A 15,717-nucleotide genomic window follows, 5' to 3' on the forward strand; every position below is an offset into this window, starting at 1 on the left:
TGGCCTTTTTGTTTTCGGCCCTAAACCACCTACTTCAGTAGGTGGTTATCATCCAAAAGGCTTTGCCTGAAACTCTGTTTGTATTTTTCTTACGAGCTATACCAAGCTGGGATTAGACATCGAATTCTTTGGCGTAGACTAAGTAAAAAAGTAACGGACGCTGAAGTTGCTAAGTTACTCGACAAAAGGCCCCTTTTAGGGGCTTAACACAAAGCCACCTTCTTCAGAAGGTGGATTCTTTACTTGCTTTATCCTGGCACTCTCTCAGCCGCTAAGCGTTTTTACTCTGATGCAAAATGCGTCAGCACCTTCTCAAGTACCTGTTGACGAATGTCATCCTGCTCAAACAACAGTTCGTGTTTAGCGCCTTTAATCACTTGCAAACCACCGACACAACCTGAGTTTGGATTATTTGCCAGTACAGTACAAAACTCTTGCTGCGCTGTTGCTGACACTAGCGTATCCAGCTCTGCCTGCATCACCAGCACTGGAATTTTGATTTTATTGGCTTGCTGCTGCATTTGAGGTAATACCGAGCATGCCTGATCCAACCACCCCCAAGTGGCACCACCTAACTGCAACTGCGGATTGTCCTGATACAAGCTTTGCATCCACTGATAACGCTGTTTTGAGCCTGTCAGTTCATTGCCATCAAAAGAACCTGCGACATAAGGCTTGTCAGCAAAACCGGCGTAACCTTCTGTGGAAAACAATGTCACTGTTGATGCCAGACGACAGGCATCCCATTCGTCATAGGCGAGTTTGCCATTAATACCATGCATAGGTGCCGACAAAGCCGCTTTTTGAAACACTTGCGAGTGCTGCTGTAAATACAAAGTGCTGATAGCGCCCCCCATAGAGTGGCCTATAAGATACATAGGTAGCTTTTGATCAGCTTGCGCTTTATCCGCCAACACAACGCGGCTGATGAGCTGATGCATATCATCAATATAGTGCTGAAAATCTTCAACATGACCTTTGTATGGGTTGTCGGTCAAACGAGTCGATAGACCCTGTCCTCGGTGATCAAACATCAGCACCTGATAACCTTGCTGGGTCAGTTGATACGCCAGTTCCTGATACTTCAGATAAGATTCAGTACGGCCATTCACTACAACCACAGTAGCTTTCACCTGTTCAAGTCTAATCAATACGTAATGCAAGCTAGTGCCATCAGACAACTTCAGTTGTTGTGGTGTTACAGTCTGCCAAAAGGGTTGGACTTGCTGCTGATACAGTGTGGCAAAATTATCCACGGCTTGTACGTCAGCTGTCATTGCTCCGCATACCAGCGCTGTGGCGATCAATGAATAATGAAATTTCATGCCTTGTCCTTATTTACTCTGGCTCAGGATCTGAATGACTGAGCTTCTTAATTTGTCATGATAATAAGCAGCTCTGTCGAAATCTGCCGGGTTCAGCGCTTGATTTTCCAGCACCACTAAGCTCAGTTGATGTTGTGGAAAATAGTTAAATACCGAGACATAACCCGGAATATAACCGCCGTGGCTCCATTCAACACCTGCTGCAGTTTGTGTGATTTGCACCCCATAACCGTAATACACCTCACCCCATCGATGCTGACGCAACAACTGAGGTGTTGTCATTTGCTGCAGACTGGTTTTTGTCAGCTGCTGTTGCATACACAAAGGTAACATTGCAACATCAGCGGCAGATGCTATCAGGCCACCGCTAGGCTCTGCTGCAACAGGCATAAAAGCTGTGATGGCTTTTAACTGCCCCTGCTCTTCATACCAGCCCTGACTGACCCCGTCTGCCTTGTCCGCAAAACCAGAACTGTGCATCTGGCATTGTTGCAGTAATTCTGTCGCCAGCTCAGCATAAGGACGCTTTGTGACAGCCGTCAGAATTTGTCCCAGCAGCTGAAAATTTAAATTGTTATAACGGAACTCGCCATAGTTATTCTGGGTATTGATATCCACCAGACCAGAGCTGTGATTCAATAAATCAGCAACGCGCACTGATGCTGCCCATGGCTGTTTCAGTTCAGGCAAGTAGCGTTTTACCGGCGCCTGTACATCGACTGTGTCTGATTGCACTTGTTGCATCACTAAGATAGCGGCCAGAGTTTTACTGATAGAACCAACAAAAAATGTGCTGTGTTGATCAAAAGACGGACCTTGTGACAGCTCAGGTGTATTCTTTTGTATAAAGCGCCCCTGCTGATATTGCCACAACACTTCGTTGCCACGCATTAACAAAGCAGAGCCCTGAAAAGCGGGTCGGCCAGCAATTTTTTGTTGGATCTGATTTGTTAAGATATCAAAATCTGGACTTGATAGTTGCAGGCCCGCATTCGCTGCAGGTAGTGAAAAAAGTAAAAAAGGAAAAATAGATAATTTGAACATAAGCCCCTGAACTCAAAACAGATCATAGCAATAAAGGCCAAGTCTACCCTGAGCCTTTACCCTTGTAACCAGAATCAGGGCATATTTATTCCACAGCGGACGCCATCAACCATTCCACCGCTTGCATCAGTGCAGCAGGCCGCTGAAAAAGTACCAAATGATCTGAGCTTTTCAGCTCAATATACTGACCACCAGAGCCTTCTGCTTGTTGTTTACTCCAGTCATCACCTTCTTGCTGCCACGCCATCATTTGCAGCTTTTGTTCAGGATTTTGTTTGATTTGTAGTTGCTCAAAATCAGAATTAATCACAGACACCGGCCGCTTTGTGTACAAAGGTAAAGTCTGGTACAGATCCAGATCTGCTGCGTAAGCGGCAATTTCCCTGGCTCTGCTTTGCTGACGTTCCAGCCGCAACCGTTGTTGTGCCATAAAGTCAAAATAGGTCCAGTCCATCTGATTGGCATAAGTTTCAGGCAGCAACCGTTGAACCAGTTTTCGTTCTTGTTGCAGCTTTTTAGCGGTGCGTTCTGTCCAGACTCCGGTTTCCAGCGCAGGCAACAGCTTCGGCAAATTCGCTTTATACCAGTCCGCCGGATAGCCCTTATACAAAGCCATGGATGCCGGCCGCGGAATATCCGGATCAATCAGCAACATGCCCTGAATAGTCAGGTCAGAGTTTTGATGAGCCACTAACAAGCTCGACACAGAACCGCTGGCAAAACTGAGCAGCAGAACATGTGGCTCATTCAACTCAAGCAAAACTAAGGACAAATCAGTGGCAAAACGCGTATAAGAAGGATCCTCGACATCAGAACTCAGACCCTGCCCTAAACGGTCTATCGCATAGGTGCGATATTTTGTTGCCAGTAGTGGTTGCAACAATGCAAACCAGCCACTGTCACTATGCCAATGCTCGTTAGGTCCGGACAACAATACAACGGCCGGTCCCTGATGTTCCAACCCCAAAGAGCGTAGCTGAAACCTGGCATCACCGGCTTTGATCACACTGACCCCCTCTGGTATAAACTCTTCAGCTTTTGCCTCTGCTAAGCTTACCCATCCCATCACACAATAAAATAGCAGCCACCTTAACCCGATCATCATAGTCCTCCATCAGTACAAGCTTAATGTTGCATCAGAAAAAGGCTGCAGGAACACAAGTGTTTCGGACGTTTTTATGATAAAAAGCTTACCCTTGGCCAAAGCTTCTTTCCGGACTTTTTCTGATATGCCTGAACACCACTCTCATCAGCGATTTTTGATTGGTCAACTGACCTTTGATGCCAACAGCCGCGAGCTAAGCTCGGCGACAGAAAGCTTGTACCTGGAGCCTCAAGCCTATCAGCTGTTGTCGCTTTTTATTGCAGCAGAGCAAGGCCAACTGAGCCGCGATCAAATGATTGAACAGCTGTGGGCTGGTCGCGTGGTCAGCGAAAGCGCCATTAATAAGTCGGTGTCTTTATTACGCAAAGCCTTTGCTCAACTTGACCCGGCAAGCCCTTATATTGAAACCCTGCCTAAGGTAGGCTATCGGCTTTGTCAGCCCCTGACTATTGAAGCGCCACAACAGCAAGCCGTCGAATTCGTTGCAGAACCCGCCATCACAACTCAAACCACAACGCCTGCAGTAGTTGCAGTGAAAAGCTCCGGCTTTAAAACTAAATTGGGATTAGGCTTACTTTGGGCATCCCCTTTGCTATTTTTTGTCTGGTGGTTTTTTATTACTTTAGCGCCTGCGCCAGAACAACTGACTACACCTTATATGACAGCCCCTGTGCCCGTCAGTCATGGCCAAGGTGTTGAGTATGATCTTAGCCTTAGCGCTGATGGCGCTGTGCTGTTGTATTTCTCTTCACAAGCAGAAAAAAAACAGCTGCTGTTACAACAGAATAAAGACCAACTCCAGCTGTTGTCCGAAGACAATGACATTAGCACCGCAGCATTAAGCCCTGATGCTTTGCAAATTTTATGGGTAAAACAAAATCCGCAAGGCTGTGTTGTCGAATGGTTTTTACTAGCCAAGCCAGAGCAGAAAAAAACAGTAGCCCTGTGCAATACAGATGCAGTGGTAAAACTTAGTTGGCAAAACGACAGCAAGGGTTTTTATCTGCGTGACAGAGCAGACAAAACCCAACCTTATGCCTTGAGCCATTATCGTTTGGATACTACAGCCAAACAGCAGATCACCAATCCGCTCAGTTCAGAAAGCCCAACCGGCGAGTTAGCTTTTGCTGAGTCCGATGATGGCAAAAAGCTGGCAGTTTTACGTTATATGGAAAATCAGCAGACTTTGCTGTTGATCCTCGACAGCAGCAGTTTTGTGGTGTTACAGCAAAAAATTCTGCCGCTGCAAGCCACGCAGATAGACTGGTTAGGCAATCAGTTGTTACTGAGTAAAGGCGCTGAGTTGCTGCAATACAGTTTCGATACAGACCAGCTGGAGTTTTTATTTTATACAGGCCGTACTGTGCAGTCTCTGGCTGTGGTGCAACAGCAGATCTACTACGCTGACTACGAGCTGGACGCTGATATCTGGCAACATGATTTGAGCGATAATAAAGCCAGGATCCGTATAGGCAGCAGTAAAATTGATCGTATGCCGAGGGTGAGCCACAAAGGAGACTTAGCTTTTTTAAGCCAACGTCATGGTAAAGATCAGATCTGGTTGCAGCCTGTTGGCCAAAACGAATACTTGTTGGCGGATTTACCTGGCGTCCCCGCTTTTGTGCGCCTGCAGTGGTCACCAGATGGCGAGTCATTAATCTTCAGCAAAGATGGCGCCTTATGGCAACTTATTGTAGCTTCAGGCCAGCAGCGGGTATTGGTCGCGCCCGAACATCAGGTGGAAGTGGCCAATTGGATAGCTGATGGTTCAGGCATTATCTACAGCAGTCAACAAAGTGGTGACTGGCAATTATGGCAACTGGATTTAAACACCGCAGCCACCACTCAACTGACGACTCAGGGTGGTTACAGCGGTTATCTGCTAAAGGATCAGCTGTATTTCAGCAAGTTTCATCAGGACGGTTTATTTCAGCTGGATTTAACCACTGGAGAAGAACAATTACTGATCGCCGACTTTAACAAAATCAACTGGCTGAACTGGAGCTTGTCGCAAGGGCAGATTTATTATTATCAGCCGGATCAGGGCATACGCCAGTACCAGTTACAAAGCAAAGAAAACAGCCTGCTGCTGGCGACACCAGAGCGGTTTGTCCATCATTACGCTATTGAAAACCAGCAGTTGTTTTATGTCAAAGCAGGCTTGCCCAAAGGCGATATTTATAAGCTGGTGCCTGATGGTGCTAAATCCAACTGACAAGCAGGTACTGAATAAAAGCTCTGTGCTTAAAACAGCACTTTTTCTCCGAACTGAAACAGGGCCTTGACGATAAGGCCCTGTTTTACCTGATAACTGCATAAGAGTTCAATCTGACCACGGCCTTCAGGGAAATTACGCTGAATAAGTTCGTGGTCAATCACCCACTCGCCCATCACTATCCGGTTTAATAGCTGCGCATGCAAATCAGCTTCAGCAAAACGCTGGCTGATACGCTGCTGCATGTCGCTATGACCGCGCGCCAACACTGTGCCGTGAAAATCCAGCTGCACTGCATCCGGGTGATAACAAGCCAGCCAGGCTGAGATATCTTTGCTGTTATAAGCTTCCAGTTGCTGCTGTATCAATTGCTCTGGTGTGATCCGTTTTTTGCTGTCGGTCATCTGAGCTTTACCTTGCAATAAAACTCAGATGATGAGCAAAACCGTGCTAAAACACCAGCGCAGCTTTGGAAACTCAGAGTTGCTGCGTTAGCTCTGTTTTGTGACCTGAGGGTTGTAATCGGCTAAGCAGCCGGGCCACCCTTTGCCCCAGATAAAAAGCAGTTTCCAGATCGGGCGCTTCTATAGAGCCATCCACAGCTCTGGCAATCAAACCAGCCTGAGCACCAAGCCGATTGGGTGCCTTTGCATCACCAGCACCAGCTAAATCCAGTCCTGTCCACAACATACCGTGCTGCGCCGCCAGAATTTGCAAATAATGCAGGCTATGTAATGTATCGCCACAGTAGCCGGTGCCCACAGTAAAACCAGCTGCGATTTTGTCAGCCCAAAGTTGCTCAACCCAATGATCGCCAGCTGTGGCATCAGCAAAAGCTTTAAACTGCGCCGATACAGAACCCATAAAAGTGGGAGAACCAAAAATGACAGCATCAGCCTGATCAATGACTTCAAGCACGGCAGAATTCTTGTATCGGCCTTGCTGTATATCCGCCCCTTCAATGCGAATAAGTTGAGGTTCTGCAGCTGCGACTGAACAGCAACCTGCAGCCACAGCTTCAGCCAACTGTGCTGTGGTACCCGTGACCGAATGATAAACAATAGCTATCTTCATTGGCTTGCCTCCGCTTTCACTGGCACCATCGGAGTTGCCATTTTATGCTGACCAAGCCAGACACCGGTCAACACCAACAGCATACCCAGACTTTGCAGCAGCGTCAGATGCTGATCCAGCACCACAATACCAAGCACGGTCGCACTTAAGGGGCTGAGTAAACTAAAACCCGTGACTGCACTGGCAGACATCCGCATCACACCCCGTAGCCAAAAGATATAGGTCAGGCCAGTACCAATAAAGCCAAGCCACAGATAACCCAGAATATGAGTCAGGCTGATGCTTTCTGGCAGGGTTTCGACACTTAAAGCAAGCGGCAACAAAAACAAGCCGCCAACACTAAGCTGCCAACTGGTGAGTACCATAGCACTGACCGGAGGCTGCCATTTTTTCGTTAATAAGGTGCCACAGGCCATTGCCAAAGCACCAGCAGCTGCGGCCACCACACCAATAGCATCCAACTGAGCTGCAGGTCCTAACACCAGCAGAGCAACCCCCAATAAACCCAACAAAGCAGCAATCCAGCTTAGCCATGACGTACGCCCATCCAGTACTGCCCAGCTCAATATCACCACCACCAAAGGCTGAATAGCTCCTACCGTTGCAGCGACACCTCCGGGCAAACGATAAGCAGCAACAAAAAGCAGCGCCTGAAATACACCAATATTTAAACAACCTAACAGCAGAATTTTTCCCCACCAGCCGGACTCTGGTAACTGACGTAACCACAACAACATCAAAAGTCCGACCGGTAAAGTGCGTAAAGCGGCAGATAATAAAGGTACATCGGGAGGCAAAAATTCTGTGGTGACTAAATAGGTGCTGCCCCATATCAGCGGGGCTAAAGCGGTTAACCAGGGATCATACCAACGGGATACAACTGAACTCATGAACAAACTCTCCTTTTACAGTGCACAGCGCACAGACTTAAAATCTGCCGCCACTGTAAAAGCTCAAGCTAACTTGAGGTCAAAAAGAATTTAAATGATTTTTGAATAGCTTAGAGTTTCAGCCACATCAAATAACCAGCAACAGCTTTGCCCTGCACTATGGCCACCTGCGGAATGGTTTCCATTTTGTGAAAACCAGCTTTTTTCAGCACCTGCATAGAGGCCCGATTTTCTGTCGATACGCAGGCAAACAAAACCATTAACCCCATGTGCTTTGCATGCTGTATTAATTGACACAAAGCAAAGCTGGCTACACCTTTACCAGACCACTGTTCAGCGATGCGGTAGCCAACATAAGCAGATTTTGTCACCTGATCTATGTCTTTGATGTTAGCTCTGCCTATCAGCTCATTTTCTGCATTAAAAATTAGTGTCGGCAAAGCAAACGCCTGCTGTTTTAACAACAAAAACTCAGCTATATGCTGCTGTACTGCTGCTGGCTGATAAAACTCGTCCGGTCTTGCTTCTATACTTTGTTCAAAAAAGCTTTTGTGAGCCAACTCAAACTGAAGCACAACTTCAACATCCTCTGGCTGTAAAGCTCGGATAGAATAACCGGGCATTTAGAGAGGCCCACTCGCGGGCAGCACTGCAGTGCCCTGATGAAACACCATTTGCCAGCCAAGGCTATTGAGTTGCCATAAAGAGCTGCGTAACGACAACTTGCTTTGCATCTCTCCTGCTTTACGCAATTTGGCTTTATACAATACCTGAGCTAAATCGGCGGATAACAGCCGGACCTCAAAATCAAAAGCTTCCACCGAAGGAGCTTGCTCTTCCGGTAGTCGCTGCAACACATGAGCTTTGTTAAAACGCACCCCAGAGGCTGCTATCTCTTCAAACCCATTGGCCAGCAACAGATTTAACTGGGTTTGACTTCGCCTTGTTTCCGGCTGATGCAGTTGTAATTCCAGTGCAATCAACTGCTTTGTTAAGGCCTTTTGTTGTTCTGATGTCACGATCACCTACTTTGTTAGGCTTTGAAGCTACTATCGTCGTTTTACCTCAGTTAACAGAACAGACGCAAGTGTTTCTGAATGCAGCACGCAAGAAGTACGTTAGCGCACAGACGGCAAACCCGAGAAAGACCAGTATTGATACACCCAGCCCCCACGCATGGCCCAACGGAGACTTTACTATGAAATTATCTACTGGTTTTACCTTATCTGCATTACTGTTTTCAGCAGTTACACTGACTGCTTGCGATAAATCCACACCAACCTACCCTGGTGCTGTTAAAACGACGGACGATCAAAGTGCAGTAGTGCCAGTTGCAGACAGTGCAGTGCCTGTGGCTATCTCTGACGCCAACATCAACAATGATGTGACAACAGCTTTATTGCGTGATGATGACTTAAAAAACTTTGAGATCACTGTTGTGTCTACCAAAGGCGATGTTCGTCTGACGGGTGAGCTGGATAGCCAAAACCAAATTAATCAGGCGATATTGATTGCTGAAGGTGTTATTGGCGTTAAAACTGTAAACGATGAATTGACGATAAAACGTTAACACAACCACCGCCTCTTTGATTGGAGGCGGTGTTATTGTGCAAGTTACTGATTTCTCAAATGCGATTGACGCCTTGTTTTCCTCTTCACACTCCTCACTTAGAAGTTAAATAACATCACCCCTATGCCCATACTGTTTTGGCGGAAGTTGTAATCCAGCAAGGTTTCGCCGTAGCCGGAAAATATCTGCAAGTGCCAGCGTAATCCGTCCAGTTTGCTGCTGTCGACCGGATAGGTCAGATCCAACTGCCAGGAACCGCGGCTTATATAGGAAAAATCATTACGCCAGGTCAGCTGAGCTGTTGCGTTACCAGGTAACCAATTGGCGCTTATTTCATGACTGCCGATATAGTCAATTAAATCCGGGTTATCGTCTTCATCACCGCTTTCAGAAATACGCTGGTTGTAACGCCAGTTCAGGCCAAACTCACCTTTATCCACCGCTAAACCCGCATACACTTTATTCCAGCTACGCGATAAAGGCTTCGCTTGCCCATTCGACTGGTGAGCTATACCAAATTGCAACATACGTATTTGCCATTCGCCGGGTAAGTCTCCCCACGTATCAGCCACAGGCACTATATACATGAGCTCGGGCTGATAGTCGGTGTTACGAAAGGGAGCAGAATCCTGATTGTTCCATAACTGCCACATCGATCTCTGGCTAAAAGCAAACCACAAGTCAGCACCTGGCAACAGCAGCTCTGTCATCAGCTTGGCACGCAATGACACCTGGATCTTGCTCTCCATTTGTTTGTAGTTTTCGTTGGCTTCGGCTTGCCCCCGGGTTGGACTTTGTGGCGCTTTATTAATATTGGACGTGATATGAGCAGGTAAAAAGAAGTTAGGCTGGTAAGTGCGAAACACAAAACGATCACGTTTTTCTTCAGGCGTCAGCTCCCAGTATTTTTGCATCACTGTGGCAATTGGGATTTGAGCTGCACTGACTTCAGGTGCCTGAGCTGTAGTATGTTGTTTTACTTCTACATCTGCTTCTGCTGATTTAGTTGCGGCTGAAGTTTCAACAGTTTCAGCACTGCTGGTGCCAAAAATGCGGTCATAACAGGCAAGACGTTGGTCTTTATTTGTGGTTTCACGACAATTTTTAACGTCCTGAGCAGAAACCCCGGCACTGACTGAACTTATCAGCACAATAGCCGTTAGTGTTGATACCTTCTGTAGTTTTTTCACGCTCACTCCCGTAGCCTAAATACTGTCCTGCATAATAAGGGTTATGCCCCCTTAGATAGATACCCTCTGGCAACCATCATTATAGGACCCAAATATAAACAAGGACTTAACCACTATAAAAATAGCACTGAAGATAAGCTGTTCTGTTTGATCAAAAGTCCTGCTTAAAGCCTTAAGTTGTACTAAATGCAGCGAAAACTTCAGCTCCGGTCAGTTCTGTGGTTTGGTTAGCAAAACAGTACCAGTCTGGTTTTTGCTCTATGAAAATCTGATGATCGAGCACCAGATTAGTCAACTGGTCCAACAACCCCACAGGAATAAAATACTGACCATTTTGTTTCAGCCGGTAAAACAAATGAGTGCCACAGTTGTTGCAAAAGCCCCGCTCTGCCCAATCAGAAGAACTAAAAGTGGAGACAAAACAAGCCCCATCCAGTTTTACCTCTGTGCCAGCATCAAGCGTAAATAGCGGCCCGCCGCCCCACTTCTGGCAATACTGGCAATGACAAACTCCTGCCTGCGATACCACTGCGCCTGCCTGAATTTTCACTTTGCCACATAAACACTGACCATGAGCTTTTTGCAATGAAGGCTGAACTGTTGAAGAGGACGCTGACATACACCACTACCCGCTGGATACAATACAGAGTATCAGCCTACTGGATTTTGTTTTAGCTGTTAAGCAATTGTTGCAATAGGCCGGGTCAGATGCGGTAAATTCACAGCCTGAGCCTTTAAATGCAGCTGTTGAGTGTTGATGGCGACCGAAAAACTGGCATCAATCAGCGAAAGCTGCCGCACTTTAAACTCCGTACGACCTATTTTTTTAAACCAATAAGGTGCAAGTGAACACTGAGCCGAGCCTGTGGCTATATCTTCATTGATGCCAATGCGGGGGGCGAAATAACGTAATACATAGCTGTCTGGTGGGCTAAAGGCGCTAATAATCAACGCATGTTGTTCTAATTGTTGTATCAAAGTGAAGTCAGGTTGAAATTGCTGTACTGCCTGCTCGTCGGCAAGCACCAATACTAAATCGCGGGTCTGAAAATAATCGATGCTCTGACAAGCCAGCAAAGCCGGGGGTAATTCAGTTTGTGTTTCAGGGCACGGCAGCCACTGTGGTAAAACCATCTGCAAAGCAGCAAAACTGGCTGTTACCTCTAAATCACCATGCTGGCTTAAAAACTGATAACAGCCCTCACCTTTGAGCTCACGCACCAAAGCGGCCGCAGCTAAAGTGCCATGGCCACATAAGTTGATTTCCTGCGAACAGGAAAACCAGCGGATCTGGTATTGATTAGGGGCATCWGCAACAGGCACTATAAAAGCTGTCACCACCTGTTCGGCTTCAGACGCAATAGCCTGTAATACATCAAGATCAGGCCAATGACTTAATAAAGCGCAAGCCGCCGGGTTACCCTTAGTTGGGTTGTCAGTAAAGACTTTAAAAAATTGCAGCTGCGCTTCCATGCGTTCGGCCCTGTTAACTCTTGCCTTTAGTCTTCGGAGCTTTCGCGGTACTTGATCTGTACAGCTTTTATAAAGTTACGCAAAATTTGATCCTGGCACTGACGGAAATGGTGATGATCCGCGCGGCGGAAAAACGCACTTAATTCAGGTTTGCTGATGCGAAAGCCAATATCCGTCATCATTTGCACTATGTCGTCGTCTTTTAAATCCAGCGCAATTTTTAACTTACGGAAAATAATATTATTGTTTAAACGGCTTTCAGGCACTGGTTGTTCGCCGTCTTTACGACCACGTTTTTCGATGATCAAGCCATTTAAAAAGTTGGCTAAAGTGACATCATCACAGGCCTGAAAGGCTTCATCTTCATCTTTTTTCAGCCAGTCACTGACCTGCGCCCGGCTCACTGTTAAGCCAGCATGGCTAAATAAATTCATCATTTGTTGATCGCCAAAATCAAAGGCGTAACGTAAACGGCGTAAAACATCGTTGTTATTCATAAAAATTCGCAAAGCGCTCCAGTCAAGTTGCCGACATTTTAACAGACACAATGCGCTGCTGGCTGATTTTCTTTCGCGGTTTCAAACAGATGCCATGTTATAGTCCATTTCATCTTGTTTTGGGTTCTGTTTTTTATGACTAAAATTGCCGTTTTTGTTGATGTACAAAACATCTACTACACCACGAAGCAGGCTTACGGCCGCTCTTTTAACTACCGTAAGTTCTGGCAGCAACTACAGCTTCGGGGTGACATCAGCTATGCCTATGCCTATGCCATTGATAAAAAAGACGATCAACAAATTAAATTTCAGGACGCTTTGCGGCATATCGGCTTTGAAGTAAAGCTAAAACCTTTTATCCAACGTGCCGACGGCTCTGCCAAGGGCGACTGGGATGTCGGCATTACCATTGATGTTTTAACCTTAGCGGCCGAAGTTGACACTGTCGTCTTGCTATCTGGTGATGGTGATTTTGATTTGCTGTTGCAGGCTGTCTACAAACAACATGGGGTTGATACAGTGGTGTACAGCGTGCCTGGGCTCACAGCTCAGTCGCTGCAACAAAGCTGCGCTCTGTGGCGCCCTATTGAAGCGGACTTATTGCTGTAAAGCCCTGTAAAAAGTAAGGCCTTTCGGCTACACTACGCGCCCTTTTAAAGCTGTACCGAATTAAATCAGGACCCGTCATGAGCCAATTCCCTGCCTGCCCACAATGCAATTCTGCTTATACCTACGAAGACAATAGTCTGTTTATTTGCCCTGAATGTGGCCATGAATGGTCGACAACTGCCGCTGCTGATGCAGTTGAAGGCGAAAAAGTCATCCGTGATTCAGCAGGCAATCTATTGCAGGATGGTGACACTGTCACTGTGATCAAAGACTTAAAAGTAAAAGGCTCCTCTTTGGTGGTCAAAATTGGCACCAAAGTCAAAGGTATACGGTTAGTGGAAGGCGATCATGATATCGACTGCAAAATTGATGGTTTTGGCGCTATGAAGCTAAAGTCTGAGTTTGTTAAAAAGCAGTGATTTGAATACAACAAGGACCGGAACAAACCCGGCCCTTGCCTCTCTGTTTTGATACCCTGACGTTATTTAGCTGTTTTTACCATCGTATTTATGGATCTCTAACGCATCCAGATCGATATCCTGTAAACAGCGTACATTAATAGCAGCGACTTCATTACCTTCTGGATCCACACCTAAGCCAAAAGGTGCACAGCCACAAACAGGGCAAAACTGGTGTTTGATTTTATGAGTATTAAAGGTGTAACTGGTTAATGGCTGCTCAGTTTTTAGCATCGTCAGATTGCTGCCAGGTACAAAGCTCAGCAAATAGCCTTTTCTGCTACAAATTGAACAGTTACAACTTAAAGCAGAACTGATATCAGCCTCCACCTGATAAGCCACAGCACCGCAATGACAACTGCCTTGGTAAATCATAGTAAACCCTTGTTTTTGCTTTAATCCCTGTACACTATGACGCAAATCATCTATTTTTCAACCTGCACTGCACCAGGAACTCAAGCCGTATTTGAGTTCAATACCGAACAAGTACAACMCACCCTTTAGCAACGTCAGGGACGACCTATGTCAGGCCAACAACAGTTACCCACCTCCATTATGCTCCTGCTTGCTTTACTGCAGGGATTGTCGCTTTATCTGTTACATCAGTCGATCAGTTTTGACTTTTGGCCGTCGACCCAACCAGAGTGGCTGTTTTTCCTGTATAGCCTGGTTTTTGTTGCACCTTTAACCTTGTTACTGTCACTGGAAAAAGGCCAGGAACTGAAACTAGCGCTGCGCTTAGTGCCTTTTGCTTTGCTTGTTGCCGTTCTTGGTTTTTATGCCGGTTTACAGGTCACGCCACTCGAACACATCAGTTATGAGCCTCTGTTGTTTGCCTTTATTTTTTCCATGCTGATCGCCAGTTTTAAAGCCTTGCTGTATATCCAACAGCAGTCGTCAGGCAGACCATTGAGTTACAGCCTGTTGTTTCTTTACTCCTGGCGTAATTTTTTAACTCTGGGATTGTCTCTGCTTTTTACTTTGGCAGTCTGGGCCGTGCTGATGTTGTGGGCTGCTCTGTTTAAAGTGATCCAAATTGAGTTGTTCACCGACTTGTTTGCCAAACCATGGTTTTATTACCCCACTCTGAATCTGGCTTTTGGCTTTGGCGTTATTATTTTTCGTAATCAGGCCAGTGTGATTGACACTAWTACCCGCATTCACCAAGCACTGATGAAGTTTTTGCTGCTGATTTTGGCACTGGTTTCTGTACTTTTTATGCTGGCCTTGCCCTTTACCGGCTTAGAACCCCTATGGAAAACAGGACACGGCAGTGTATTGATTTTATGGCTGCAGGCCTTGATGTTGTTTTTCGTCAATGCTGTGTATCAGGCCGAAGCCGACAGCCGCCCTTACCCTCTCTGGTTGCATCGCGCCCTTTACCTTGCGATAGCATTGTTACCTGTCTACAGCCTGATCGCCTGTTATGGTTTGATGCTGAGAGTTGAACAATATGGCTGGAGCGTCAGCCGCTGCTGGGGTTTTGTGTTGTGGGCCTTATTGGCTTTATTTTCTGTGGGTTATTTGTGGGGCATACTGAAAAAACGGGATCTGTGGTTACAGCAATTAAGCTGGGTCAATCTGCGGATGGGACTGGTGGTACTGGCAGTGATGCTGATTGCAAACTCCCCTCTGCTGGATTTTCGTAAAATCACGGTAGAGAGCCAGCTTGCCCGGTTACAGGATGGACGTACAAGTTTGGCAGATCTTGATCTACATTATTTCCGCTACGCCCTGGCAAAACCTGGTTATAACGCTTTGCAACAGTTAAAAGCTGATAAGGCGAACACTGATCCTGCCCTGGTGCTGCGTATTGATGCGCTGTATAGCCCTACAAACTATTCTGGCTTAGCTGAAGAAAGCAGCAAAGAGCAGCAGCAACAGTTTCTGGAGGCATTAAAGATAGCAGAAGGAGCTCAGTTGCCAGAGGGGTTAGAGCAATCCTTATACAAATGGCAAGCGGACCAGCACTGGCAGCGGCAATATATCAGCCAGTATCATCTGCGGCCTTTGGATTTGAATAATGACGGACAGCAGGACTATGTGCTGTTGACCTACTCTCATCACTCTGTCTCTGCAGTGTTATTTAGTTTAAAAGAAGGCGAATGGCAAAGCACTGCCATGACGTCCAGCACTAAAGCAGAGCCTGATAAAACACCACCAGAGCCACAACTTGAAACTTTAGAATTAAAAACAATCCCACCACAATGGCCATTATTACAAGTGGGCGACAGAACATTTCAGGTAATACAGAATTAATCTGCCGA

18 protein-coding genes are annotated in these 15,717 nt (G+C 46.4%); 5 read left to right on the top strand and 13 right to left on the bottom strand.

Going from position 1 to position 15,717, the window contains the following annotated elements; all coding sequences use genetic code 11:
- Positions 1–281: 281 nt before the first annotated feature.
- From P3C17_RS19970 to P3C17_RS19980, 3 genes are all read right to left on the bottom strand, one after another.
- Positions 282–1,325, bottom strand: a complete 1,044-nt coding sequence (locus tag P3C17_RS19970) for an alpha/beta fold hydrolase (RefSeq protein ID WP_300931058.1) — start codon at positions 1,323–1,325, stop codon at positions 282–284.
- Positions 1,326–1,334: 9 nt separating this feature from the next.
- Positions 1,335–2,369, bottom strand: coding sequence for a serine hydrolase domain-containing protein (locus tag P3C17_RS19975; protein ID WP_300931059.1), 1,035 nt, complete (start codon positions 2,367–2,369; stop codon positions 1,335–1,337).
- Positions 2,370–2,454: 85 nt separating this feature from the next.
- Entirely contained in the window at positions 2,455–3,474 is a 1,020-nt protein-coding gene (locus P3C17_RS19980; protein WP_300931060.1) for an alpha/beta hydrolase, read from the bottom strand.
- A 73-nt stretch (positions 3,475–3,547) separates the two neighbouring features.
- Here P3C17_RS19980 and P3C17_RS19985 point away from each other — a divergent pair, with 73 nt between their 5' ends.
- Positions 3,548–5,689, top strand: coding sequence for a winged helix-turn-helix domain-containing protein (locus tag P3C17_RS19985; RefSeq protein ID WP_300931061.1), 2,142 nt, complete (start codon positions 3,548–3,550; stop codon positions 5,687–5,689).
- A gap of 29 nt (positions 5,690–5,718) precedes the next feature.
- Here P3C17_RS19985 and P3C17_RS19990 read toward each other — a convergent pair whose 3' ends face one another.
- The 5 genes from P3C17_RS19990 to P3C17_RS20010 all read right to left on the bottom strand — a co-directional run bounded on the left by P3C17_RS19990 (position 5,719) and on the right by P3C17_RS20010 (position 8,672).
- Positions 5,719–6,093, bottom strand: a complete 375-nt coding sequence (locus P3C17_RS19990) for a nuclear transport factor 2 family protein (protein WP_300931062.1) — start codon at positions 6,091–6,093, stop codon at positions 5,719–5,721.
- Positions 6,094–6,166: 73 nt separating this feature from the next.
- The gene (locus P3C17_RS19995) at positions 6,167–6,763 is read right to left on the bottom strand and encodes a flavodoxin family protein (RefSeq protein ID WP_300931063.1); all 597 of its coding nucleotides are present in this window, start codon (positions 6,761–6,763) and stop codon (positions 6,167–6,169) included.
- On the bottom strand, positions 6,760–7,653 hold the full coding sequence (locus P3C17_RS20000) for an EamA family transporter (RefSeq protein ID WP_300931064.1): 894 nt from the start codon (positions 7,651–7,653) through the stop codon (positions 6,760–6,762). Before P3C17_RS20000 ends, P3C17_RS19995 begins: the two co-directional genes overlap by 4 nt.
- Positions 7,654–7,763: 110 nt before the next feature.
- The gene (locus tag P3C17_RS20005) at positions 7,764–8,276 is read right to left on the bottom strand and encodes a GNAT family N-acetyltransferase (RefSeq protein WP_300931065.1); all 513 of its coding nucleotides are present in this window, start codon (positions 8,274–8,276) and stop codon (positions 7,764–7,766) included.
- On the bottom strand, positions 8,277–8,672 hold the full coding sequence (locus P3C17_RS20010) for a DUF4440 domain-containing protein (protein ID WP_300931066.1): 396 nt from the start codon (positions 8,670–8,672) through the stop codon (positions 8,277–8,279).
- A 179-nt stretch (positions 8,673–8,851) separates the two neighbouring features.
- Between P3C17_RS20010 and P3C17_RS20015 the strand changes: the two genes are divergently transcribed.
- A complete protein-coding gene (locus tag P3C17_RS20015) occupies positions 8,852–9,223 on the top strand; it encodes a BON domain-containing protein (protein ID WP_300931067.1) in 372 nt (123 codons plus the stop codon).
- Positions 9,224–9,321: 98 nt separating this feature from the next.
- Here the strand turns inward: P3C17_RS20015 and P3C17_RS20020 are convergent, their stop codons facing one another.
- From P3C17_RS20020 to P3C17_RS20035, 4 genes are all read right to left on the bottom strand, one after another.
- Entirely contained in the window at positions 9,322–10,413 is a 1,092-nt protein-coding gene (locus tag P3C17_RS20020) for a phospholipase A (RefSeq protein ID WP_300931068.1), read from the bottom strand.
- 172 nt (positions 10,414–10,585) lie between these two features.
- Positions 10,586–11,032, bottom strand: a complete 447-nt coding sequence (locus P3C17_RS20025) for a GFA family protein (RefSeq protein WP_300931069.1) — start codon at positions 11,030–11,032, stop codon at positions 10,586–10,588.
- Positions 11,033–11,091: 59 nt separating this feature from the next.
- On the bottom strand, positions 11,092–11,886 hold the full coding sequence (locus tag P3C17_RS20030; RefSeq protein WP_300931070.1) for a PhzF family phenazine biosynthesis isomerase: 795 nt from the start codon (positions 11,884–11,886) through the stop codon (positions 11,092–11,094).
- Positions 11,887–11,912: 26 nt separating this feature from the next.
- A complete protein-coding gene (locus P3C17_RS20035) occupies positions 11,913–12,383 on the bottom strand; it encodes a DUF1456 family protein (RefSeq protein WP_233080288.1) in 471 nt (156 codons plus the stop codon).
- Positions 12,384–12,518: 135 nt separating this feature from the next.
- Between P3C17_RS20035 and P3C17_RS20040 the strand changes: the two genes are divergently transcribed.
- Positions 12,519–12,992 carry an NYN domain-containing protein gene (locus P3C17_RS20040; RefSeq protein ID WP_127687438.1) on the top strand — a complete coding sequence of 158 codons (474 nt, stop codon included), beginning with the start codon at positions 12,519–12,521 and terminating at the stop codon, positions 12,990–12,992.
- A 77-nt stretch (positions 12,993–13,069) separates the two neighbouring features.
- A complete protein-coding gene (locus tag P3C17_RS20045) occupies positions 13,070–13,411 on the top strand; it encodes a zinc ribbon domain-containing protein YjdM (protein WP_300931071.1) in 342 nt (113 codons plus the stop codon).
- A gap of 66 nt (positions 13,412–13,477) precedes the next feature.
- Here P3C17_RS20045 and P3C17_RS20050 read toward each other — a convergent pair whose 3' ends face one another.
- Positions 13,478–13,825 (bottom strand): GFA family protein, encoded by a 348-nt coding sequence (locus P3C17_RS20050; protein ID WP_300931072.1) that lies wholly within the window; start codon positions 13,823–13,825, stop codon positions 13,478–13,480.
- A 147-nt stretch (positions 13,826–13,972) separates the two neighbouring features.
- On the opposite strand from P3C17_RS20050, the gene P3C17_RS20055 reads away from it, so the two are divergent.
- Positions 13,973–15,709, top strand: a complete 1,737-nt coding sequence (locus tag P3C17_RS20055) for a DUF4153 domain-containing protein (protein WP_300931073.1) — start codon at positions 13,973–13,975, stop codon at positions 15,707–15,709.
- The last annotated feature ends 8 nt before the right edge of the window (positions 15,710–15,717 follow it).

It is taken from the genome of Rheinheimera sp. 1928-s (assembly GCF_029269265.1).
Classification (GTDB): Bacteria; Pseudomonadota; Gammaproteobacteria; order Enterobacterales; family Alteromonadaceae; genus Pararheinheimera.

What these genes read in the sequence shown, in the direction of transcription:
- P3C17_RS19970 (WP_300931058.1), bottom strand. Translation starts at nt 1,325, where the DNA reads ATGAAATTTCATTATTCATTGATCGCCACAGCGCTGGTATGCGGAGCA.
- P3C17_RS19975 (WP_300931059.1), bottom strand. Translation starts at nt 2,369, where the DNA reads ATGTTCAAATTATCTATTTTTCCTTTTTTACTTTTTTCACTACCTGCA.
- P3C17_RS19980 (WP_300931060.1), bottom strand. Translation starts at nt 3,474, where the DNA reads ATGATGATCGGGTTAAGGTGGCTGCTATTTTATTGTGTGATGGGATGG.
- P3C17_RS19985 (WP_300931061.1), top strand. Translation starts at nt 3,548, where the DNA reads ATGATAAAAAGCTTACCCTTGGCCAAAGCTTCTTTCCGGACTTTTTCT.
- P3C17_RS19990 (WP_300931062.1), bottom strand. Translation starts at nt 6,093, where the DNA reads ATGACCGACAGCAAAAAACGGATCACACCAGAGCAATTGATACAGCAG.
- P3C17_RS19995 (WP_300931063.1), bottom strand. Translation starts at nt 6,763, where the DNA reads ATGAAGATAGCTATTGTTTATCATTCGGTCACGGGTACCACAGCACAG.
- P3C17_RS20000 (WP_300931064.1), bottom strand. Translation starts at nt 7,653, where the DNA reads ATGAGTTCAGTTGTATCCCGTTGGTATGATCCCTGGTTAACCGCTTTA.
- P3C17_RS20005 (WP_300931065.1), bottom strand. Translation starts at nt 8,276, where the DNA reads ATGCCCGGTTATTCTATCCGAGCTTTACAGCCAGAGGATGTTGAAGTT.
- P3C17_RS20015 (WP_300931067.1), top strand. Translation starts at nt 8,852, where the DNA reads ATGAAATTATCTACTGGTTTTACCTTATCTGCATTACTGTTTTCAGCA.
- P3C17_RS20025 (WP_300931069.1), bottom strand. Translation starts at nt 11,032, where the DNA reads ATGTCAGCGTCCTCTTCAACAGTTCAGCCTTCATTGCAAAAAGCTCAT.
- P3C17_RS20035 (WP_233080288.1), bottom strand. Translation starts at nt 12,383, where the DNA reads ATGAATAACAACGATGTTTTACGCCGTTTACGTTACGCCTTTGATTTT.
- P3C17_RS20040 (WP_127687438.1), top strand. Translation starts at nt 12,519, where the DNA reads ATGACTAAAATTGCCGTTTTTGTTGATGTACAAAACATCTACTACACC.
- P3C17_RS20045 (WP_300931071.1), top strand. Translation starts at nt 13,070, where the DNA reads ATGAGCCAATTCCCTGCCTGCCCACAATGCAATTCTGCTTATACCTAC.
- P3C17_RS20050 (WP_300931072.1), bottom strand. Translation starts at nt 13,825, where the DNA reads ATGATTTACCAAGGCAGTTGTCATTGCGGTGCTGTGGCTTATCAGGTG.